Source organism: Azotobacter chroococcum (genome assembly GCF_004339665.1).
Classification (GTDB): Bacteria; Pseudomonadota; Gammaproteobacteria; order Pseudomonadales; family Pseudomonadaceae; genus Azotobacter; species Azotobacter chroococcum.
Window position 1 is genome coordinate 118802 of the sequence record NZ_SMMU01000012.1, and the last position, 22146, is coordinate 140947.

The window sequence follows — 22146 nt, forward strand, 5'->3', positions numbered from 1 at the left end:
TACGGATGGAGAGGTCATGAAACGGGAACAATCGATTGCCCAGGTGCGCTGGGACCTGGCATTGCGCTATCGGCTGATCGAGACGGTCGCCTGGTGGGAGGGGCGGCTGACCACGCAGCACCTGATGCAGAGCTTCGGCATCAGCCGGCAGCAGGCATCCAAGGACATCAATACCTACATCACCGAACATGCGCCCGAAAACCTTACATATGACCGCCGCCTCAAGGGCTATGTGCCCGCGGCGAAGTTCAAGCCTCTGTTCATCGACGACAGCGCCGACGCCTACCTGCACCTGCTGAACCAGAGCCACGAGCGTGCGCCGCACATCGAGGGCCTGGCCCTGGCCTATGCGCATACCGAGGTGCTGCGGGTGCCCGACCGCACGGTGCGCGCCGAGGTGCTGCGACCGCTGCTCAAGGCCTGCCGCGAGGGGCTGCGCCTGGAAACCGAGTACGTGTCCCTGGCCAATCCACTGCCGGAGGTGCGCCTGATCGCTCCCCATACGCTGGTCTACACCGGGATGCGCTGGCACGTGCGCGCCTACTGCGAGAAGAACCGCGCCTACCGGGACTTCGTGCTGAGCCGCCTGCGCGGCGTGCCGGGGCTGCTGGACGCCTCAAGCCACGGCCGCGCCGGCGACGAGGGCTGGAATGCCGCGGTGACCCTCCGCATCAAGCCGGACCCGCGCCTCAGTGCGGAGCAGCGGGCGATCATCGAGACCGACTACGGCATGCGCGACGGGTACCTGGCGGTCGCCAGCCGCGGCGCCCTGGTGCAGTATGTGTTGCAGCGCTTCCAGATCGACACCACCAAGATCGAGCCTAAGGCCGCCGCCCAGCAGATCGTGGTGGCCAACCTGGAGGAACTCGCACGTTGGCTGTACAAGTAGGGCATTTTCTCCCGCTTTCTGCCGCTTTTTGTAAGCCATCGGCTATACATACGGTCAGCGAAAATGGATGAAAGCCCCGCCATAACCATACCGGCTAAATGCCAAATCCTTGAAAGAACGGAACACTCTTATTGCAGTGCAACACAAGAGGCGGCCGGGCAGCCATTTTCGCCCGGTTGTCGCGGCCGGCCGCGGCGCTAATATCAATTCCAGGTCGACGGAGCGACTCAGGCTGGCAAGGATGGCGGTCAGGGACATCGCAGGACGGCGATTCACCAGGATGGTGATACAGGGAAGCGCGAAACAGACAAGGAGGCGGGGTTACCCCCGCCTCCTTTGTTTTGTCCGCGAGAAAATCTCCCGACCGACGGCTGCCGGAGCGCGCGGCCAAGCCCGCCGGCGACCGACCAGCTAACACATCAGAAACCACCATCGCTACACTACCTTCATCTCGGTATCGCCGGATGCGGCAGGATGGGGTTCGTCCAAGGCGGGCTTTCCACTCTAAAGAAACGATAAGAGCATGGTCGGTCCGCCAGGATGCTGCCGCCTGCTAAGGATTCGGTGTGAACAGGCTGTATTTTCACCCGCTGCCTTGCCTTGCAGGTCTGCTCAGCGCATTGCTGCTCGCTCCCCTCGCCAGCGCCGAGGCCCTGCAGTTCGCGCTGCTCGCCAAGCGGACCGATCAGCATTTCTTCCTCGAGGTCGGCCAGGGCTGCGCCGAAGCCGCCGCGGCCGAAGGCGACACCTGTCTGTTGCTGGGCGCCTCGGGTCCGGCGCATTTCCGCCGGCAGAACGAGGCCTTGGAGCAGGCCCTCGGCCGCGGCCTGGACGGCATCGCCCTGTCGGTGACCCATTCCCGCTGGCTGGCCGAGCACGCGCTCAAGCACCTGGGCCGGACGCCGCTGATCACCTTCGATTCGGACCTGGCGCCGGCCGAGCGGCATCTGCGCCGCGGCTACGTCGGCATCGACAACCTGGCCTTCGGCCGGCAGCTCGGCCTGCTCGTCCAGCGCTTCAGACCGCAGGGCGGCAGGCTGTGCATCCTCAACAGCAGCCAGCAGGACCCCAACCTGCGCGAGCGCCTGGCCGGCATCCGCCAGCAGCTGCGCGGCGTCCAGGGCGCGGACGGCGCCGAACGGCTGGCCGGCGAGAATGGCTGGCGCGAGGTGAAACGCTGTCCGCTGTACACCGCCGACAATCAGGAGAACGCCCTGCGCCAGCTCGCCACCCTGCTGCAGGCCACGGAACTCGATGCGATCGTCGCCGTCGGCAGCTGGCCGATCTACGACGCCGAAGCCTTCCGCCGGCGACTCAGCCCGCTGCTCGCCGAACTCGACGCCAGGGGCAGGCGCCCGGCCATCGTCATCACCGCCGACGAGCCCGACGCGCGCCAGCTCGCGCTGCTCGACGACGGCCTGGTGCAGGCCTATGTGGGGGCGAAGAGCCGCGAGATCGGCCGGCAGAGCTACCACATGCTCAAGCGTCTGGCGCAAGGCCAGCCCGTCGCCGGGCAGATCCTCGTCGACAGTCAGGTCTACCTGCCCGGCACTGCGCCGGCAGAGCCCTGAGACACCCGCTCGGGCCGGCTGCACTCGCCCAGGCTGCGCAGGTCGGCCTCCAGGTGGCGCGGAATGTAGTCGCGCAGGAACTCCACCCAAGTGCGGATCTTGGCATCCAGATACTGCCGCGACGGGTACAGCGCATAGACCCCGAGCGGATAGAGGGTGTACTCCGGCAGCACGCGCACCAGGCTGCCGTTCTGCAGGCTCTCCAGCGCCGAGTAGACCGGCAGGGCGCCGATGCCCATGCCGGCCTTGAGCGCCACGGTCATGGCGTCGACGGTGTTGACCTGGAAGTGGGTCTGGCTGATGGTCACCAGCTCCTCGCCATGGGGGCCGTCGAGCAGCCACCTGTCGAGGCTCATCACCGGATAGACCAGGCGCAGGCAGCGGTGCCCGGCCAGCTCGGCGGGCGTCTGCGGCAGGCCGTGGCGGGCGAGGTAGGCCGGCGAGGCGCAGAGCACGCTGTAGATCCTGCCGAGCTGCTTGGAGATGAAGCCGGAGTCCGGCAGCTCCGGCGCGGTCACCACAGAGACGTCGTAGCCTTCCTCGAGGATGTCGGTGGTGCGGTTGGCCAGGGTCAGGTCGAAGCTGACCTCCGGATACTGCTCGCTGTATTCGGCGACGGCCTTGATCAGATAGTGGTGGCCGATGCCGGTCACCGCATGGACCTTCAGGTTGCCGGCGGGGCACGCATGGGCCTGGCTGGCCTCGGCCTCGGCCTCCTCGATGTAGCCGAGGATCTGCTCGCAGCGCTGCAGGTAGCGCTGGCCGGCCTCGGTGAGGGCGATGCGCCGGGTGGTGCGGTGCAGCAGGCGGGTGCGCAGGTGGGTCTCCAGGGAGGCGACCGCCCGCGAGACGTAGGAGGTGGTCAGGTCGAGGCGGGTCGCAGCGGCGGTGAAGCTGCCGGTTTCCGCCACGCAGGCGAAGATGCGCATGTGGGAGAGGATGTCCATGGATCGCTGTTCCGCTGGGGAGGGGCGGCACGCCGCAGGCTGCTACTGGCAGGAAGTCTGCCAAGGATTATGGCTTTTTAGTACAGAATTCATCATCAAACTGTCGCCTTATTCTCTTGCGTTCATCCACCTAAAATTGACCTAACGCAAGATCTTCCGCCTCCTCCCGCACATCAGGATCACTACAGTGCCTCGCAATCTGTGGTCGGGCCTCTGCCTGTCCAGTCTGCTCGCTGTGCTCTCGACACTCTCCGGCTGCATCAACAGCCAAGGCATCCTTCCCCAGGCGCTGCGCCTGAACGACGACAAGCTGCTCACCGACAAGCCGATCCGCAAGGCCGCCAGGAAGGCGGAATGGCCGCGCGACCAGTGGTGGCAGGCCTATGGCGACCCGCAACTGAACGCCTGGGTCGAGCTGGCTCTGGCCGACAGCCCCGACCTGGCCACGGCCGCCGCGCGCGTGCGCCAGGCGATGGCGATGGCCGGGGTCGCCGAGTCCGAGCATGCGCCGCAGGTGAAATTCGACGCCTCGGTGCAGCGCAAGCACTGGCCGGCCGACCAATACTTCTACGGCCCCGGCCTGCTCGGCGACACCACCGGCTGGAACAACACCTCGTCGCTGGGCATGAACTACGACCTCGACCTGTGGGGCCGCCTGCACAGCGACACCGAGCGCGCCCTGAGCCTGGCCGAGTTGGCGGCCACCGAGGAACGCGCCGCGGCGCTGGAACTGCAGAGCAACGTGGTGAGCGCCTACATCCAGCTGGCCCTGCACCATGCCCGGCTGGACATCGCCGAGGCCGAGCTCAGGCAGCGCGAACAACTCCTGGAGCTGGCCCGCGAGCGCCTGGCGATCGGCATCGGCACCCAGCTGGAGATCAGCGAGGCCGAGGCGCCGCTGCCGGAAGCCCACCGCCGGATCGACCTGATCCACGAGGCCATCGCCCTGACCCGCAACCAGCTGGCCGCCCTGGCCGGCAAGGGCCCCGGCGAGGGCGCGCGGCTCGAACGGCCGAAGCTGTCGCTGCACGGCGAGCCGGCGCTGCCCTCGAACCTGCCGCTGGAGCTGCTCGGCCGCCGCCCGGACGTGGTCGCGCGGCGCTGGCAGGTGGCCGCCGAGGCGCGCGGCATCGAGGTGGCCAAGGCGGACTTCTATCCCAACGTCAACCTGGTCGCCTTCCTCGGCTCGGGCTCGACGACCGGCGACGTGCTGAACTTCCTGACCAACGGCAGCAAGCTGACCTACGGCATCGGCCCGACCCTGAGCCTGCCGGTGTTCGACGGCGGCCGCCGGCGCGGCAAGCTCGGCGCGGCCACCGCCGCCTACGACATCGCCGTCGAGCAGTACAACCGGACCCTGGTGGAGGCGCTCAGGGGCGTGTCCGACCAGTTGATCCGCCTGCACTCGCTGCACGAGCAGGAGATCTTCGTCGGCCACGGCCTGGAGACCGCCGAGCGCCGCTACAAGCTGGCCGAGGAGGCCTACCAGCGCGGCCTGACCGACTACCGCAGGGTGCTCGAGGCGCAGAGCGCGCTGTTCGACCAGCAGTTCCTCGAACAGCAGGTGCACGCCGAACACCTGACCGCCCAGGCCGGTCTCTGGGTCGCGCTCGGCGGTGGCGTACTCACGGAAGACCGCGGCCCCGCCACCGAGCAACTGGACGCTCACGAGATTTCGCTGCACCTCCCCGGCCGTCACTGAGGACCCCCCATGAAAACCGTGGCTGACGCACCGGTCGGCGCCTTCCGCCGTGCCCTGGGCGACTGGGCGCTGAGCGAGGGCCTGACTTGGGTGTTCGTGTTCAAGGCCCTGTTGACCGCCTTCGTCGCCCTCTGGCTGGCCTATCGCCTGGAGCTGCCGCAGCCGAGCACCGTGCTGGCCACGGTGTTCATCGTCATGCAGCGGCAGAGCGGCGAGGTGCTGGCCAAGAGTTTCTACCGCATCATCGGCACCCTGCTGGGCCTCGTGGTGATGGTCACCCTGATCGCCCTGTTCAACCAGGAGCGCGTGCTGTTCCTGCTCTGCCTGGCGATCTGGGTCGGCCTGTGCACCGCCGGCGCGGCGCGCTACCGGGACTTTCGCGGCTACGCCTGCGTGCTCGCCGGCTACACCGCGGTGATGATCGGCCTGCCGGCCACCTTCGACCCGGACGGCGCCTTCATGCAGGCCCTCTGGCGGGTGCTGGAGATCACCGTGGGGATTCTCTGCACCGGCCTGGTGATGGGCCTGATCCTCCCGCAGACCAGCGGCGCCACCCTGCGCAGCACCCTCGCCACGCGCTTTCGCGACTTCGCCGGGGTCGCCTGCGCGGGGCTGGCCGGCGAGCTGGAGCCGCAGCGCATGGAGGAGGTCAGCGCACGCCTGGCCGCCCAGGCCGTGGCCCTGGAGAACCTGCGCAACGCCAGCGCCTTCGAGGACCCCAACATCCGCCTGCGCAGCGGCCGCCTGGCGCGCCTGAACAACGAGTTCATGGTCCTCTCGACGCGCTTCCATGCCCTCTACCAGTTGCTCCAGCGCCTGCAGGGCGAAACCGGCGTCCGCGTGCTCGAAGCCCTGCAGCCATGCCTGGCGCAGGTCGGCTCGGAGCTCGCGCCGCTCGCCGGACGCCTGTACAGCGATCAGGACGCGGCGAACCTCGCCCTGGGCCTGGCGACCAGCAAGCAGGCGCTGATGCAGCGCATCCGCGACGGCCGCCAGCAGCTCGTCGAGCAGCAGGCCGACGAGGCGCAGCTGACCGATTTCAACACCGCCGCCGAGCTGCTGTTCCGCTTCACCGACGACCTGCACGGCTATGCCCAGACCCAGGCCTCGCTGGCCGACCAGCACCACAGCCGGGAAAAATGGAAGGGCAACTTCACCCCGCGCGCCAACGGCCTGGCCGCAGCGGTGGCGGGCATCCGCTGCGCCCTGCTGATCCTCGCGCTCAGCGCTTTCTGGCTGGCCAGCTCCTGGCCCAGCGGCAGCACCTTCGTGCTCACCGCCGGACTGGTCTCGGCGCTCAGCTCGACCTCGAGCAACCCCGCCCGCCTGAGCCGCCAGCTGCTGATCGGCGCGAGCGGCAGCGCGGTGGCCGGCTTCGTCCTGCAGTTCTGGGTCTTCCCCTGGCTGGACGGCTTCGCCCTGCTCTATTGCTCGCTGGTGCCGGTGATCGCCTTCGGCGCCTTCCTGCTCGCCCGGCCGCAGACCCTCGGCTACGGCGTCGGCCTGCTGATCTGGTTCTGCATGCTCGCCCTGCCGGCCAACCAGACCCACTACCTGCCCTACCGCTTCTTCAACGAGTACCTGGCGGTGCTGTCCTCCATGGGCCTGGTGGTGGTGTCCATGCTGATCCTGCCGCCCGACCGCCCCTGGCTGTGGCGGCGCCTGGAGCAGGACCTGCGGATGCGCGTGGTGTTCGCCGTCAGCGGCAAGCTCAAGGGCCTGGTCGACGGCTTCGAGAGCGGCACCCGCGACCTGCTCAACCAGGCCTACGGACTGGCCGCGCGCCGTCCGGACGTGCAGCGCCAGCTGCTGCGCTGGATGTTCGCGGTGCTGGAGATCGGCCATGCGGTGATCGAGCTGCGCCAGGAGCAGGCTGCCCTGCCCGACGAGCCCTGCTACGCCGCGGACACGCCCTGGCAGCAGGGCGTGCGGGCCATGGGCCGCGCCCTGGTGCGCCTGTTCATCCAGCCCGACGAAGCCAACCGCCAGCGCGCCCTGGGCGCGGTCGAGCAGGCCATCCAGACGGTGCGCGACACCCCCGAGCCGCGCCCGCCGCAATTCGACAGCTCGCCGCTGCGCCGGGTGCTCAGCTACCTGCACTTCATCCGCAGCTCGCTGCTCGATCCCAATTCGCCGCTGGCCGCGGGTTCCGCCAGCACCGCCGGGAGAGTCGTCCATGCCCCGTGAAATCGCCCTGTTCGGCGTCTACCTGCCGAGCCTGACCCTGCTGTTCCTGGCCACCCTGGCCGCCGGCTGGGCCCTCGACCGGCTGGCCGCCTGGTTCGGCCTGTACCGCCACGCCTGGCATCCGACGCTGCTGCGCATGAGCCTGTTCACCTGCCTGTACGGGCTCGTCGCCCTGTACATCTATCGCTGAATCGTCACCCCACATAGGCCCGGATATGTCCTGGAAAAGAGTCATCAGTGTCGTCTTCACCCTGCTGGTGTTCGCCGCCGCCGCCTACATCGTGCGCACGCTGTGGGTGCACTACATGGATTCGCCCTGGACCCGCGACGGCCGGGTGCGCGCCGACGTGATCAACATCGCCCCCGACGTCGCCGGCCTGGTGGTCGAGGTGGCTGTGAAGGACAACCAGCAGGTCAGGAAGGGCGACCTGCTGCTGCGCATCGACGACGAGCATTACCGCCTGGCGCTCAAGCAGGCCGAGGCCCTGGTCGCCGCACGCAAGGCCCAGTTGCAGATGAACCAGGAGAACGCCCAGCGGCGGACCGACCTGGACGCACTGGTGGTGTCGAAGGAAAGCCGCATCAACGCCAGCCACCTGGCCCATGCCGCCCAGGCCGACTACCAGGAGGCGCTGGCGCAGCTCGAGGTGGCCAGGCTCAACCTGAGCCGTACCGAGGTGCGCGCGCCGGTGGACGGCTACGTCACCAACCTCAACGTCTTCGAGGGCGACTTCGCCAACCGCGGCGAAGCAGCCCTGGCCCTGGTCGACAGCCACTCCTTCTACGTCTACGGCTACTTCGAGGAAACCCGCCTGCCGCTGATCCGCGTCGGCGACCAGGCCGAGCTGCGCCTGATGAGCGGCGAGCGCCTGAGCGGCCGGGTCGACAGCATCGCCCGCGGCATCTACGACCGCGACAACCCGGAAAGCCGCGACCTGGTCGCCGACGTCAACCCGACCTTCAACTGGGTGCGCCTGGCGCGCCGCATCCCGGTGCGCATCCGGATCGACGAGGTGCCGGAAGGCGTGACCCTGGCCGCCGGCCTGACCTGCACGGTGATCGTCACGCCCCCCGCCGACCGGCCGCGCCCGCTGCCGGATCGCTGGTAATCCGGCTCCGGCAACCCGGCGGCGTCGCGTTTCCGGACGCGCACGCGCGCAGCGGGCAGGAACGCCGCTTGAAACTGTCCGGCAATAATCGCCGGAAAGAGAAAAGTTGTTCGCCCGGTAAATCTTCTATTTGCCGGGCAACTTTTGCTGCGCGCCTCTCGCTATTTCCCAAAACTTCTGACGGATATGTTCCGCCGCGCCTGCGTGCGCCATGGACATATAAAAAGTTACTGCAGCACTGTTGCACAGCGTGCCTCACGCCCCCTCGCCAAATATCCGCCCAAAGTCGGCGAGCCAGCCGCTCCGAGCAGTGAAACCTGAACATCTACCGCCAAGCCATTGCCATACATGGCTTTTTCGACAACGCCCGGAGCGGCCAGCATCCTTGGCCATTATTGCTCATCTACTCAACAGTCCTTGTGGTTATTGCCTATGTAACGTGATTTTCACAAACATTAAAATGAACTCACCTTCCGGAAAGAAGTTAAAAAACCGGAAGCAACCCGTTGCCCAACCGCAGTATCCACACGTTGGACAAGTACTTGTTCCGGCTCGTGCGAAGCCAGGCAAGTTCTCGATAAAGTTTCGCTCTACAGGTGAGTCTCGATGAAAGCGTTGGCCTTGCTGGCTTTGGCTGGGGTTTCGTGCATGGTGGTGGCCGAGGAACAGTCCACTCCCGCGCATACCCAGGAATCGTTGGAAGTGGAACGCTACGAATACGCCATGGATCTGGATATCGCCCGGGTCATCGAAAGCCCCGACATTCCCGACGTCTGCCAGGTAGTGCCGGTGCAGATGACCTACGAGGACCATCAGGGCAAGCGCCACGTCCTCGAATACCTGGTCATGGGCAAGGGCTGCTCGAACGGCTGATCGGCCGCGCTCCGGCAAAGAACGCCGAGAGGGACGGGCATGATTGTTGCCGATCCGCTCAAGGGTCCTTGTCGCAATCGGCCATATGACCCGCTCCCCGCACTCTTTAAAGTGAACGGGCCTTCCGGGAGTGACGACGACACTGGAAGGCTTTCTGCCCAACGGCCGCTTCTCTGCGCATGTTGAGCATCCGCGCCGACCGGTCCACAAGACCGGTCGACGCGACCTGATGCGGCCCTCCCCTGACAGGTAACTCCGATGAAAGCCCTGACCCTGCTGGCACTGGCCGGTTTTTCATGCATGGCTGCCGCCGAAGGGCGGATGCTGGCCATGCACGACACGAGTGCGGCGAACGCCGAGCGCTACGACTACTCGATGGATCTGGATATCGCCCGGGTCATCCGCACCGACGAAATTCCCGACGTCTGCGCGGTGGTGCCGATCCGGATGGTCTACGAAGACAGCCGCGGCGAGCGGCACACCATCGAATACAGCGTCATGGGCCGCGGCTGCGGCGGTTTCTGACACCGCCCGGCTTGCCCTTTCCCCGCCTGCGCGCGAACCTCGGCGCGGGACGGACCGGCGCCCTGCCGGCCCCGCCCGGAAACGCAGCGAGGGAAACGCCATGCCGAAGATCTATCTGGCCGGTCCGGACGTGTTCCGTCCCGACGCCGTCGAACGCGGCGAGCATCTCAAGCGGCTGTGCGCCCGGCACGGCCTGGAAGGTCTCTATCCCCTGGACAACGCCCTGCCTGCGGGACTTTCGCCGGCCGCGACGGCGCAATGGATTCTCGAAGCGAACCTCGCCCTGCTGCGCAGCGCCGATGCCGTGCTGGCCAATCTCGAACCCTTCCGCGGCGCGGAACCGGACTCCGGCACGGTGTTCGAGGCAGGCATCGCCGTCGCCCTCGGCAAGCCGGTGTGGGCCTGCTTCGCGCCTGCCGGCGACCTGCGCGCCCAGGTTCCCCACGGAGCGGACGGCCGCGATGCCCAAGGCTGGCTGGTGGAGGACTTCGGCCTGCCGCGCAACCTGATGCTCGCCTGTAGCTGGGCGGGGCACAGCGCGACGGTGGAAACGGCGATCGCCGACCTGGCCCGGCACCTCGGCGTCTGAGGCGGGGGCGCCAGAGCCGCCGCCGAAAGGTGAAATCCGCCGCGGGGGCGGCCGCGCCCGCGCTGTCGCCTGTCGAAGCCGCTTCCCCGGCGCCGGCTCAGCCCTTCGGCCGGACAGCGCCGGCCGCAACGCGGCCGGCCTCGCGACTCAGGCGAAACACGTTGTCGGCCAGCGCCACGCCCTGTCCGGCAGCCTTCAGGCTACGCCCGTACAGGCAGTCGACACCCTTCGCCGTGGTCTCCAGGACACTCACCAGCGGCTCGGCATCCGCCGGAGCATTCTTCGCCACTTCCGCGACCATGCCGTGCAACTGCCGGGTACCGCTATCCATCTGCTGCCGGGCCAGATCGAAAAAGACCTTCTGGCCCGCCGCGGCCAGCTCCTGGACCTGCCGGCCGTACTCCAGCAGCCGCTCTGCCTGGGCCGCCGGCGACAGCTCGGCGGCCGCCTCCGGCCCGCGTACCGAGAGCAGCCGGCGCCAGCCGGCGAAGAAGCCGTCGCTGGCCAGGCGCAGCGCCTGGAACTGCAGGCGGACGAGCCGCTCGCCGCTGTCGATCGTCTCCTCGCCAAGGCGCTGCGCGGCATCCAGTCCGGACAGCTGGCCGTTCTGGAACGCTTTCGAATCAAAGATGGACATGTCTGAATCTCCCAAAGGCAACGACCGGGTCGGCCAGGCGCGCCGGATCGCGGCGGGCCGTCTGCCGCATTATTGCTTTCCTTATGCCTTGCTGCATGAGTTTTTGCATCGCAAAAAAGGTTTGATCCCTCGAGCCCCCTCCGCTATAAGAAACGGGCCATTGTCCCCGAGCCTCCATGGCCCACGAATCCACATCTGCTGGCTTCCCTGGAGGAGCGCACTGCTTGGCCTTACTCCAACACGAAGAGGGTGATCATGAGCCAGGAGACTTTTTTTGCGCAGCAGGAAGACTGCTTCTCCTCTTTCCACAACTACCTTCAGCATATCGGCAAGCTGCAAAGGCTGCAGGCGCGCAACCTGCAGGACAATCTCCGCCGGCGCCAGGCAGACTCGCTGCAGGCGCTGGCCGAGTGCTCCGCGCAGCCGCCCGGCGCCGCCGACTGGACCGACTACCTGACCGACTTCAACCAGCGCACCCTGCTGTTCTGGGACACCCTGCGCCAGCGCGCCGACAACACCCTGCACCACCGCCAGGCCGGCTACCCGGTACTGCTCAAGTTCGACCACGAGCTGCTGCTCGACGGCCGCGACCTGCCGGCCCCGGTGAACTACTCGCTGCTGCGCATCCTGCCCGGCCCGAACCAGATGACCGACGTCTCCCTGCCGCCGGTGATCGTCATCGATCCGCGCGGCGGCCACGGCGCCGGCATCGGCGGCTTCAAGGAGGAGTCGGAGATCGGCGAAAGCCTGCGCGCCGGACACCCCACCTACTTCATCTCCTTCAGCCACAGCTCGGAGCCCGGCCAGACGCTGAGCGACATCGCCCTCGCCCAGGCCCGCTTCATCGAACTGGTCACCGAGCGCCACGCCCAGGCCGGCAAGCCGGTGCTGATCGGCAACTGCCAGGCCGGCTGGGCGCTCATGGGGCTGGCGGCCCTGCGCCCCGAGCTGCCGGGACTGCTGGTGGTGGTCGGCGCCCCGCTGTCCTACTGGGCCGGCGTCAACGGCCGCAACCCGATGCGCTATGCCGGCGGCCTGCTCGGCGGCGCCTGGATGACCCGCCTCGGCAGCGACCTCGGCAACGGCCGTTTCGACGGCACCTGGCTGGTCAACAACTTCGAGATCCTCGACCCCAGCCACGCCCTGTGGAGCAAGTACTACGAGCTTTTCTCCAGCATAGACAGCGAAGCGCCGCGCTTCCTCGATTTTGAGCGCTGGTGGGGCAGCCCCAACCTGTTCAACAGCGAGGAGATCGAGACCATCGTCGACGAGCTGTTCATCGGCAACCGCCTGACCGGCGGCCAGGGCACCCTCACCGACCTGCGCCAGATCGAGGCGCCGGTCGTGGTGTTCTGCTCCTACGGCGACAACATCACCCCGCCGCAGCAGGCCCTGAACTGGATCGCCGACCTCTATCCCTCCGACCTGGCGCTGCACTCGTCCGGGCGCACCATCATCTACCTCAAGCACGCCAGCGCCGGCCACCTGGGCATCTTCGTCTCCGGCCAGGTGGCGCGCCGCGAGCACCGCCAGCTGATCGGCGCCATCGACGCGATCAAGGCCCTGCCGCCCGGCCTGTTCGAGCTGATCATCGACGACGTGCCGCATCCGGATGGCGGCACCCAGGCCTACAAGGTGCACTTCGAATCGCGGCGGATCGCCGACATCGTCGCCGAGGACGACGGCTGCGACGACGAGCGCGAGTTCGAACTGGTCAATCGCGTATCGGCGATCAACAGCACCGTCTACGACTGGACGGTACGCCCCTGGCTGAGCCGGGCGATCAACGAACCGACCGCCGAGCGGCTGCGCCAGAACCATCCCTTCCATCTGCAGCGGCTGGCCTGGAGCAGCCTGAACCCGGCGTTCTGGTGGCTGTCCGGAACGGCCGAGCTGGTCCGCCACCAGCGCCATCCGGTGCGCCATGACAACCCGCTGCTGGCCTGGCAGGACTTCGTCTCCGGCTGCGTGGAAAACACCCTGGACACCTGGCGCGACCTGCGCGACGCCGGCCAGGAGCTGGCCTTCCACATGTTCTACGGCGGGCTCAGCACCCTCGCCGGCGGTCAGCGGGCGAGCGCGGCCGAGAAGTTCGTCAGCGAACGGGAGCGGGCCCTGCTCGAGCGCCTGTACGAGGCCCTGCCACTGGGCGGCGCGCGGGAGGCGGCGATCCGCATCCTGCTGCTGCTCGCCCGGGCCAGCGGCCGGCTGGACAAGGTGATGCTGGAAAGCATCGTCAAGGACTACCGCCGCCGGGCCAGCGCCGACCCGCACATCCCGGACGTCGCCAGCCTGCGGGAAATCACCCGCCAGCAGAACCTGCTGGTGTTCGCCTATCCCGAGGAGAGCCTGCAGACGCTGCCCGAACTGCTGCCCGAAGCCGCCGAACGCCGGCGGATCCTCGCCGAGGTGATGGACATCGAGCCCGTCTGGCAGCGCAGCGACGGACCGCTGGGCACGCTCTGGCGCCGGCTGTTCGAGGTGCTGGAGCTGCCGCCGGCGGACTTCGCCCGGCTGCCCCTGGAGGAACCCGAGGCGGTCGCGGCGCCAGCCCCCGCCGAGGCGAGCGCGGCCACACCGGCCGTTGCCCCGGAAAGCGCGCCGCCGGCCCTTGAGCCGAAGGTGCGCCCCGCTGCCGAAGCCGCCGCCGTGCCGGCCAGCCGGCAGGAAGCGCTGATCGAGCCGGCCCCGGCCGTCGTGCCGGAAATCCCGACTGGCGCGCCTGAGCCCGAGGCGGTCGAGCCGGCTGCGGCGCCGGTCAAGGCCGAGCCTGCTGCCGCCGAAGCGCCGGCCGAGGCCACACCGGCGGAAGCAACGCCCAAGCCGCACATCCGCATTCGCGCCAATACGGTGATCGCGGAGCCGGCGGAAGCGCAGCCCGCCGGCGCAGCTGCGCCGATCGCCGCCGAAGCCTCCCCCGCCCCGCTCGAAGCCGCGCCGACCAGCGCCGAAGCCTCTCCGGCCCCGGTCGAAGCCGCCCCGGCCAGTGCGGAAGCGGCCCCGGCCCAAAGCGCGCCGGCGCCGAAGACCGCCAAGCCGCGCCAGCCCCGTCGGCCGCGCAAGCCCACCAGCACCAAGCCCGGCGACAAGTAGCGCACGAAACCGGTAGGAGCCAGCTTGCTGGCGATCAGCGACAAAAATTATCAGCGGGGACGCGACGTCCCCCTGGCTCCTACCGCCGCTCCGCAAACTCCCACCTATCCTCCACTGGCATTCATGAAGCGCAGCACCTGGACTTCGCCGCTCGCGGAGAAGTCGTGCTGCTGCGGCTTGTGCAGCAGGGCGCGGTCGATGGCGTCCACGAGCGGCCGGTCGTCGGTCGGGTGGCGGCGCAGCAGGGCGCGCAGGTCCAGCGACTGCTCATGGCCGAGACAGAGCAGCAGGCGGCCCTCGACGGTCAGCCGCAGGCGATTGCAGCTGGCGCAGAAGTTGTGGCTGTGCGGCGAGATGAAGCCGATGCGGCTGCCCGGATGCGCCGGCAGGCGCACGTAGCGCGCCGGCCCGCCGCTCTGCTCGGCGCAGTCGAGCAGCGCGTAGCGGCTGGCGATCCGCGCGCGCACCTCGTCGCTGGAGCAGAAGGCCTCGCCGCGCGAGCGGCCGACCTCGCCCAGCGGCATTTCCTCGATGAAGCTGATGTCCAGTCCGCGCGCCACGGCGTAGTCGACCAGTTCGAGCACCTCGTCGGCGTTGCGCCCCTGCATCACCACGGTATTCAGCTTGATCCGCTCGAAGCCGGCGGCACGGGCCGCCTCGATGCCGTCGAGCAGCCGCGCCAGCTCGCCGGTGCGGGTGATGGCGCGAAAGCGCGCCGGGTCCAGGCTGTCCAAGCTGATGTTGAGGCGCTTCACCCCGGCCTCGGCCAGCGGCCGGGCCAGCCTGACCAGCTGCGAGCCGTTGGTGGTCATCACCAGCTCGCGCAGGCCGGGCAGCGCGGCGATCCGCTCGCACAGGCCGAGGATGCCCTGGCGCACCAGCGGCTCGCCGCCGGTGAGGCGGATCTTCTCCACCCCGCGGCCGACGAACAGCCGGGCCAGGCGGTACAGTTCCTCGAGGCCGAGGATCTGCTGGCGCGGCAGAAAGCGCATGTCCTCGGCCATGCAGTAGACGCAGCGGAAGTCGCAGCGGTCGGTCACCGACAGCCGCAGGTAGTCGATGGTGCGTCCGAAGCCGTCTTGCAGTGCACTGGCCATGGGGATTCTCGTCAAAGGGATTCGGTGAACTCATAGCGTCCGTAGGGTGGATAACGGCGTAGCCTTATCCACCCTACGCCTCGCCCCTGCTCAGCCGGGGAAGAGGAACGGATTGAGGCCGCTGCGGTAGAAGCCCTGGCGCTCCACCTCGGCGTCCAGCGCGAGGGAGGCCAGGTCGTCGGCGATCACCTCCAACTGCGGGTCGCGGTCCTCGTGGAGAACCTTGAGGTAGCTGTTGCAGTCGCCGCAGCTTTCCGCGCGGATCGCCGCCTGCTCGTTGTCCAGCGACCAGTAGTCGAGCCGGCCGCCCTCCTCGCAGTGGCTGCACTTGGTGCGCACCATGTGCCAGCGGCTCTCGCACAGCCCGCAGTGCAGGTAGCGCAGGCCGCTCTGGGCGCCGCCGCGGATCACGCTGGCGACCGGCGCGCCACCGCACACCGGGCAGCACTGGCGGCCCTCGCCGACCCGGGCCTGACCGCTGGCCGGCAACTGCGCGGCCAGCTGCGTCCAGTACAGCGATAGCGCGGCCCAGAGAAATGGCGCGCGATCGCTGCCGACCACCAGGTAGTCGCCGGCCAGCAGGGCGTCGGCCAGCCGCTTCAGGGCGATCCCGTCGCAACCGCGCAGCCCGGTGAGGGTGTGCGCCACGGCCGGATTCGCCGCGGCCGGCAGGCGTTCGAGCAGACCCTGCAGCAGTTCGCGCCAGTGCCGCTCGCGCGGCAGGGTGGTGGCTTCCAGCGGCGGCAGCGGCCCACCGAGACGGGCGGGCAGCGTGGCGACCAGCGCCGCGGGCAGCGGCAGCGCCTCGGCGACCTGCTGCTGCGCCTCGGCGATGCCGGCGGCGAAGCGCAGGTAGTCGGCCATCGGATGGCCCTCGGCGAGCTGGCGCAGGCGTGCGGCGCGGCGCCCGTAGCGGTTTTTCAGGTCGGGCAGGATCAGCGGCACGATGGCGCCGACACCGCCGCTCGGCTGTTCGTCGCAAACCAGACGGATGCTGTTCATTCGCTGCCCTCGCCCTTGGCCGGCTTGCTGGAGATCTGCCGGTACCAGCGGTCGTGGTGGCTTTTGGCCCAGGCGCGCGAGACGTAGCCGGTGACCATCCCGGAAATCGAGCCCTTGACCCAGAAGGCCAGGTAGGCGTGGCCGAGGATCAAGAGGATCAGCGCGATGCCGGCGGCGGCGTGCAGGAACAGGCCGAGGCGGATCAGCGGGATGGGGAAGGCCAGGGCGAAGTACGGCCGCCAGATCACCAAGCCGCTGAGCAGCAGCACGCTGATCAGGCTCATGATTCCCCAGAACAGAATCTTCTGGCCGGCGTTGTACTTGCCGATCTGCAGGGGCTTGTCGTGGTTGCCGAGCAGCACGTCCTTGACGTTGGCGAACCAGGCGAGGTCCTCGCGCTCCGGCAGGTTGTACTTGACGAAGCGGATGAACAGGTAGACCAGGGCGAGGAACACCGCGACGCCGAGGAAGGGGTGCAGGATGCGCGCCATCTGCGGCGTGCCGAGCACCGCACCGAGGCCGCTGAGGGTCGGGAAGAACCAGGACAGCCCGGAGAGCGCGGCGAGGAAGAAGCAGATCACCATCACCCAGTGGCAGGCGCGCTCGGGGAAACGGGTGCGCAGGATCATGTCGCGCTTGTTCATGCCTTGGTCTCCTCGTGGTCGTCGGCGTGCTCGTCGACCTGGTTCGGGCCGACGCCGACGTAGTGGAACAGGGTGCCGGCCAGGGTGGCGAAGAAGGCCACGGCGGCGACCGGCTTCATCCAGCCCTTCCAGCCGTGGATCGCGCTGCTGATGCGCGGGTCCCTGGGCAGGTTGTGGTACAGCTCGGGCCGGTCGGCGTGGTGCAGCACGTACATCACATGGGTACCGCCGACGCCCTGCGGGTCGTAGAGGCCGGCGTTGGCGTAGCCGCGGCCGTGCAGCTCCTCGACGCGCTGGCCGGCCAGGTGCTGCATGTCGGCCTTGCTGCCGAAGCTGATCGCCCCGGTCGGGCAGGTCTTGGCGCAGGCCGGCTCCTGGCCCACCGCCACGCGGTCGGAACACAGGGTGCACTTGTAGGCCTTGTTGTCCTCCTGACTGATCCGCGGCACGTTGAAGGGGCAGCCGGCGACGCAGTAGCCGCAGCCGATGCAGTGCTCGGACTGGAAGTCGACGATGCCGTTGGCGTACTGGACGATGGCGCCCGGGCTCGGGCAGGCCTTGAGGCAGCCGGGATCGCTGCAGTGCATGCAGCCGTCCTTGCGGATCAGCCATTCGAGCCGGCCGTTCTCCTGCTGCACCTCGTCGAAGCGCATCACCGTCCAGCTCTTGGCGCTGAGGTCGATGGGGTTGTCGTAGACGCCGACATTCTGGCCGACCTCATCGCGCAGGTCGTTCCACTCCGAGCAGGCGACCTGGCAGGCCTTGCAGCCGATGCAGATGCTCACGTCGATCAGCTTGGCGACTTCCGCTTTATGGTCGCGGACCTGGGTCGGCGGGGTCAGCGCGCTGGTCGCCGAGCGCTTGAGGATGTCTTGGGATTGCATGGACATGAATAGCCCTCCATCAGACCTTTTCAATGTTCACGAGGAAGGCCTTGTACTCCGGCGTCTGCGAGTTGGCGTCGCCAACCGCGGGCGTCAGGGTGTTGGCCAGGAAACCCTTGCGCGTGGTGCCCTCGAAGCCCCAGTGACAGGGGATGCCGACGGTGTCGACCAGCTTGCCGTCGATCTCCAGGGTGGCGATGCGCTTGGTCACCACCGCCTTGGCCTTGATGAAGCCGCGCATGGAGGTGACCTTGACCGTGTCGCCGGCGCGGATGCCCTTCTGCGCCGCCAGCTGCTCGCCGATCTCGACGAACTGCTCGGGCTGGACGATGGCGTTGAGCCGCGAGGCCTTGGTCCAGTGCCGGAACATCTCGGTAATCGAGTAGGTGGTGGCGACGTAGGGGAACTCCGCCGCGCTGCCCATGCGCTTGCGGTCGTTGTCGAACAGCCGGGTGGTCGGGTTGAAGGTGACCTTCGGGTGCAGCGGGTTGTGCTCCAGCGGCGACTCGATCGGCTCGTAGTGCTCGGGGAAGGGCCCGTCGCCCAGCGCGCCGGCCGCGAACAGCCGGCCGAGGCCCTCGGGCAGCATGATGAACGGGTTGGCCTCGCTGCCCGGCGCGACGGTGGCGGCGAAGTCGGCGACGTCGATGCCGCTCCAGCGCTGGCCGTTCCACTCGATCAGCTTGCGTTTCGGGTCCCAGGGCTTGCCCTGCGGGTCGACCGAGGCGCGGTTGTAGAGGATGCGGCGGTTCTGCGGCCAGCACCAGGCCCAGCCCGGCGTGCTGCCGAGGCCCTGGCCGTCGCTGGCGTTGTCGCGCCGCGCCATCTGGTTGCCGGCCTCGGTCCAGGAGCCGGCGAAGATCCAGCAGAAGCTGGCGGTGCTGCCGTCGGCGCGCAGCAGCGAGAAGTCGCGCAACAGCTCGCCCTTTTTCGCCAACAGGTTACCCTGCGGGTCGTAGAGGTCGGCCAGGGCGTAGCCGTTGGCCTCCCGGGCGACCTCCTCGGGCGCCGGGTCCTCCGGATCGCTGTAGTTCCAGGCCATGTTGAGCAGCGGCGCGGGGTTGGCGCCGCCCTCCTGCTCGTACAGCTCGCGCAGCCTGAGGAACAGGTGGCCGAGGATCTTGCCGTCGTGCCAGGCTTCGGCCGGCGGCGCCGCCCCGGCCCAGTGCCACTGCAGCCAGCGCCCGGAGTTGGCGATCGAGCCGTTCTCCTCGGCGAAGCAGGACGACGGCAGGCGGAACACCTCGGTCTGGATCTCGGCCGGGTTCACGTCGTTGGCTTCGCCGTGGTTCTGCCAGAAGTTCGAGCTCTCGGTGACCAGCGGGTCGATCACCACCAGGTACTTGAGCCTGGACAGGGCGGCGACCGCCTTGTTCTTGTCCGGGAAGGCGGCGATCGGGTTGAAGCCCTGGGCGATGTAGCCGTTGACCTTGCCCTCGTACATCAGCTCTAGGTAGCGCAGCACGTCGTACTCGACGTCCCACTTGGGCAGCCAGTCGAAGCCCCAGTCGTTGTCCTTGGTCGCCTTGTCGCCCCAGACGCTCTTCATCAGGCTGACGAAGAACTTCTCGGTGTTCTGCCAGTAGTTCACCTGGCCGGGCAGCAGCGCCTTGGGCGTGCTCTGCGCGAGGTAGGTGGCCAGGTCGGGCTGGCGTTCCGAGGGCAGGTTCAGATAGCCCGGCATGCGCACCGAGAGCAGGCCGAGGTCGGTGTAGCCCTGGATGTTGGAATGGCCGCGCAGGGCGTTGATGCCGCCGCCGGGCATGCCGATGTTGCCGAGCAAGAGCTGGATCATCGCCGCGCCGCGGATGATCTGCACGCCGCTGGTATGGTGGGTCCAGCCGAGGGCGTAGAGGAAGGTCGCGGTCTTGTCCGGCGCGCTGGTGTCGCCGAGCAGCCGGCAGATCTCCAGGAAGTCCTCCTTCGGCGTGCCGCACAGGCGCGTGACCATCTCCGGGGTGTAGCGGCTGACGTGCTGCTTCAGAAGATTCCACACGCAGCGCGGATGGCTGAGGGTCGGGTCGCGCCGGGCATGGCCGTTCTCGTCCAGCTGGTAGGCCCAGGAGCTGCGGTCGTACTGCTGCTTCGTCTCGTCGTAGCCGCTGAACAGGCCCTCGTCGAAGCTGAAGTCGTCGCGCACCAAGAGGCTCGCGTTGGTATAGGCGCGCACGTATTCGTGCTGGATCCTGTCGTGAGCGATCAGGTAATTGACCACGCCCATCAGGAAGGTCACGTCGGAGCCGGCGCGGATCGGCGCGTAGAGGTCGGCGACCGCGGCGCTGCGGTTGAAGCGCGGGTCGACCACGATCAGCTTGGCGCCGTTGCGGATCTTCGCCTCGATGGCCCACTTGAAGCCCACCGGGTGGGCCTCGGCGGGGTTGCCGCCCATCACCAGGACGACGTTGGCGTTCTTGATGTCCACCCAGTTGTTGGTCATCGCGCCGCGGCCGAAGCTGGGCGCCAGGGCGGCCACGGTCGGGCCGTGGCAGAGCCGCGCCTGGCAGTCCATGCCGAGGATGCCGAGGGCGCGGGTGAAGCGCCAGTCGAGGGCGCCGGTCTCGTTGCTGGCCGCCGAGGAGCAGAGCATGCCGGTGGTCAGCCAGCGATTCACGGTGAGCCCGGCGGCGTTCTTCTCGACGAAGTTGGCGTCGCGGTCGTCCTTCATCAGCCGGGCGATGCGCTCGATGGCCTCCTCCCAGCTGATCCGCTGCCACTTGTCCGAGCCCGGCGCGCGGTACTCGGGGTACTGCAGGCGCTGCTCGCTGTGGATGAAGTCGACCAGGCCGGCGCCCTTCGGGCACAGCGAGCCGCGGCTGACCGGATGGTCCGGATCGCCCTCGATGTGGAAGATGCGCGGCTTGGCGTTCTTCGCGCCGTCGCCGAGGCTGTACATCAGCACCCCGCAGCCCACCGAGCAGTAGGTGCAGTTGTTGCGGGTTTCCCTGGCGCGCAGCAGCTTGTACTGGCGCGGCTGGGTGGCGTTGGCGACGCCGGGGGCGAAGCCGAGGGTGGCGGCGGTGGCGCCGGCCACCCCGACGGTACAGAGCTTGAAGAACTGTCTTCTGCCAAGTTCCATGACGATCTCCTGAAAGGTAGGGGCGAGCGCAGGCCGCGCTTCGACGGGAAACGCTCGGGGCTTTCGATTGGGGTGCGGGCCCCGCCGGCGGCGGGACGGGTGTTACGGGGCGCGGGGTACCGGGCTGTAGACCCGCGCCGCGCTGTGGTGCGGCAGGTGGATCAGGTTGAGGCGGTGGCGGCGCGCCCAGTCCACGGTCAGCGCGGTGGGCGCCGACAGCCCAACCAGGGTGCCGATGCCGGCGCGCACCGCCTTGTGCAGGAGCTCGACGCCGCAGCGGCTGGTGACCACGGCGAAGCCGCGGCCGGGTTCCAGCCGGTCGCGCCTGAGGGCGCCGATCAGCTTGTCGAGGGCGTTGTGCCGGCCGATGTCCTCGCGGCACAGGCGGATCTCGCCGTCCCCGTCGACGAACAGCGCGGCATGCAGGGCGCCGCTCTGGCGGGCCAGGCGCTGCTCGGCGGCGATGCGCTCGCGCAGATCCTCAAGGTGTTCGGCCGGCGGCAGCGGCACCGGCTCGAGCGCCGCCAGCTGCGGCAGCGCCTGCTCCAGCGCCTCCACTCCGCACACCCCGCAGCCGCTGCTGCCGGCCAGTTGGCGGCGCTGCCGCTTGAGCTGCCAGAAGGCGCGGCTGGCGATCTCCACCTCGGCCCGCCAGGCCTCGACGCCCTCGACGAGCCGCAGGTCGTAGATTTCATCGGCACTATCGATGATGCCGGCGGTCAGAGTGAAGCCGTGGACGAAGTCCTCCAGCCCCTCCGGCGTGACCATCATCACCGCATGGCTGAGTCCGTTGTAGCTGATCGCCAGCGCGCATTCCGCCGCCAGAGGCACCTCGGAAACCTGCGCCGGAAGGCCGATCTCGGCATAGCGGTAGACACCCGTGACGGCCGGGGGAGGCTCCTGGGCAGGGGGACTGGCGTGATGCGGCATGGCGGCGCGCTCGGCGATGAATTGACACAAGTCAAGTTTATTCCCGGCCCCGCGGGCCCGACCAATCGCTATTGCCGATTCATTGATCGACAGTATCTATCAATACGACCGCCACATGCGGCATCCTGCCGCGCAGGCCACGCCGCTCCGCTGTTCCCTCCCCCGGCGCCAGCGACTGCCGCCTCCGAGCGGCCGCACGCGCCTTAGCCTTTGGTCTAGCCCTGCTCGCGCCGTTAAATGCACAAAATTCATATAAACATAGAATTATTATTCACTTAATGAATTAAAAGTGGAGCGCTAGGTTCTGTTGACGCAAGCCCAGTGCTAAAACTGGGCTTTTGCCATGACTGACAGAAGCCGACTGAGCGACAGGGAATGGTCCCGCATACAA

Annotated in this window: 18 protein-coding genes; 10 read left to right on the forward strand and 8 right to left on the reverse strand. The window is 68.2% G+C overall.

Annotated features, from left to right (window positions below):
• Positions 1-16: 16 nt before the first annotated feature.
• Together EV691_RS12480 and EV691_RS12485 are read left to right on the forward strand one after the other, a co-directional pair.
• Positions 17-889 (forward strand): BrxR family helix-turn-helix transcriptional regulator, encoded by an 873-nt coding sequence (locus tag EV691_RS12480; RefSeq protein ID WP_131297271.1) that lies wholly within the window; start codon positions 17-19, stop codon positions 887-889.
• A 566-nt stretch (positions 890-1455) separates the two neighbouring features.
• A complete protein-coding gene (locus EV691_RS12485; protein WP_242672475.1) occupies positions 1456-2460 on the forward strand; it encodes a substrate-binding domain-containing protein in 1005 nt (334 codons plus the stop codon).
• Here EV691_RS12485 and EV691_RS12490 read toward each other — a convergent pair.
• Positions 2427-3407 carry a LysR family transcriptional regulator gene (locus EV691_RS12490; RefSeq protein WP_131297272.1) on the reverse strand — a complete coding sequence of 327 codons (981 nt, stop codon included), beginning with the start codon at positions 3405-3407 and terminating at the stop codon, positions 2427-2429. The genes EV691_RS12485 and EV691_RS12490 overlap by 34 nt on opposite strands.
• Before the next feature lie 187 nt (positions 3408-3594).
• On the opposite strand from EV691_RS12490, the gene EV691_RS12495 reads away from it, so the two are divergent.
• From EV691_RS12495 to EV691_RS12525, 7 genes are all read left to right on the forward strand, one after another.
• Entirely contained in the window at positions 3595-5109 is a 1515-nt protein-coding gene (locus EV691_RS12495) for an efflux transporter outer membrane subunit (RefSeq protein ID WP_131297273.1), read from the forward strand.
• Between the two features lie 9 nt (positions 5110-5118).
• Positions 5119-7296, forward strand: a complete 2178-nt coding sequence (locus EV691_RS12500) for an FUSC family protein (RefSeq protein WP_131297274.1) — start codon at positions 5119-5121, stop codon at positions 7294-7296.
• Entirely contained in the window at positions 7286-7486 is a 201-nt protein-coding gene (locus EV691_RS12505) for a DUF1656 domain-containing protein (RefSeq protein WP_131297275.1), read from the forward strand. The genes EV691_RS12500 and EV691_RS12505 overlap by 11 nt, the downstream gene beginning before the upstream one ends.
• A 25-nt stretch (positions 7487-7511) precedes the next feature.
• Complete coding sequence (locus EV691_RS12510; protein WP_089169520.1) at positions 7512-8405, forward strand: efflux RND transporter periplasmic adaptor subunit; 894 nt, start codon at positions 7512-7514, stop codon at positions 8403-8405.
• A 606-nt stretch (positions 8406-9011) separates the two neighbouring features.
• On the forward strand, positions 9012-9278 hold the full coding sequence (locus EV691_RS12515; RefSeq protein ID WP_039806659.1) for a DUF2790 domain-containing protein: 267 nt from the start codon (positions 9012-9014) through the stop codon (positions 9276-9278).
• Between the two features lie 258 nt (positions 9279-9536).
• Complete coding sequence (locus EV691_RS12520; protein WP_131297276.1) at positions 9537-9803, forward strand: DUF2790 domain-containing protein; 267 nt, start codon at positions 9537-9539, stop codon at positions 9801-9803.
• Positions 9804-9903: 100 nt separating this feature from the next.
• Complete coding sequence (locus EV691_RS12525) at positions 9904-10392, forward strand: nucleoside 2-deoxyribosyltransferase (protein ID WP_131297277.1); 489 nt, start codon at positions 9904-9906, stop codon at positions 10390-10392.
• Positions 10393-10489: 97 nt separating this feature from the next.
• On the opposite strand, the gene phaP is transcribed toward EV691_RS12525, so the two are convergent.
• Positions 10490-11029 (reverse strand): TIGR01841 family phasin, encoded by a 540-nt coding sequence (gene phaP / locus EV691_RS12530; RefSeq protein WP_131297278.1) that lies wholly within the window; start codon positions 11027-11029, stop codon positions 10490-10492.
• Between the two features lie 255 nt (positions 11030-11284).
• Here phaP and EV691_RS12540 point away from each other — a divergent pair, with 255 nt between their 5' ends.
• Positions 11285-14122 (forward strand): DUF3141 domain-containing protein, encoded by a 2838-nt coding sequence (locus EV691_RS12540; protein WP_131297279.1) that lies wholly within the window; start codon positions 11285-11287, stop codon positions 14120-14122.
• 104 nt (positions 14123-14226) lie between these two features.
• Here the strand turns inward: EV691_RS12540 and moaA are convergent, their stop codons facing one another.
• The 6 genes from moaA to fdhD all read right to left on the reverse strand — a co-directional run bounded on the left by moaA (position 14227) and on the right by fdhD (position 21755).
• Positions 14227-15219, reverse strand: a complete 993-nt coding sequence (gene moaA / locus EV691_RS12545) for a GTP 3',8-cyclase MoaA (protein WP_131297280.1) — start codon at positions 15217-15219, stop codon at positions 14227-14229.
• Positions 15220-15309: 90 nt separating this feature from the next.
• Positions 15310-16221 carry a formate dehydrogenase accessory protein FdhE gene (fdhE, locus tag EV691_RS12550; RefSeq protein ID WP_131297281.1) on the reverse strand — a complete coding sequence of 304 codons (912 nt, stop codon included), beginning with the start codon at positions 16219-16221 and terminating at the stop codon, positions 15310-15312.
• A complete protein-coding gene (locus EV691_RS12555; protein WP_131297282.1) occupies positions 16218-16865 on the reverse strand; it encodes a formate dehydrogenase subunit gamma in 648 nt (215 codons plus the stop codon). The genes fdhE and EV691_RS12555 overlap by 4 nt, the downstream gene beginning before the upstream one ends.
• Entirely contained in the window at positions 16862-17749 is an 888-nt protein-coding gene (gene fdxH, locus EV691_RS12560; protein WP_278250215.1) for a formate dehydrogenase subunit beta, read from the reverse strand. Before fdxH ends, EV691_RS12555 begins: the two co-directional genes overlap by 4 nt.
• Before the next feature lie 19 nt (positions 17750-17768).
• The gene (gene fdnG / locus EV691_RS12565) at positions 17769-20825 is read right to left on the reverse strand and encodes a formate dehydrogenase-N subunit alpha (RefSeq protein WP_131297284.1); all 3057 of its coding nucleotides are present in this window, start codon (positions 20823-20825) and stop codon (positions 17769-17771) included.
• A gap of 102 nt (positions 20826-20927) precedes the next feature.
• Positions 20928-21755, reverse strand: coding sequence for a formate dehydrogenase accessory sulfurtransferase FdhD (gene fdhD, locus EV691_RS12570; protein ID WP_131297294.1), 828 nt, complete (start codon positions 21753-21755; stop codon positions 20928-20930).
• Positions 21756-22146: the final 391 nt, after the last annotated feature.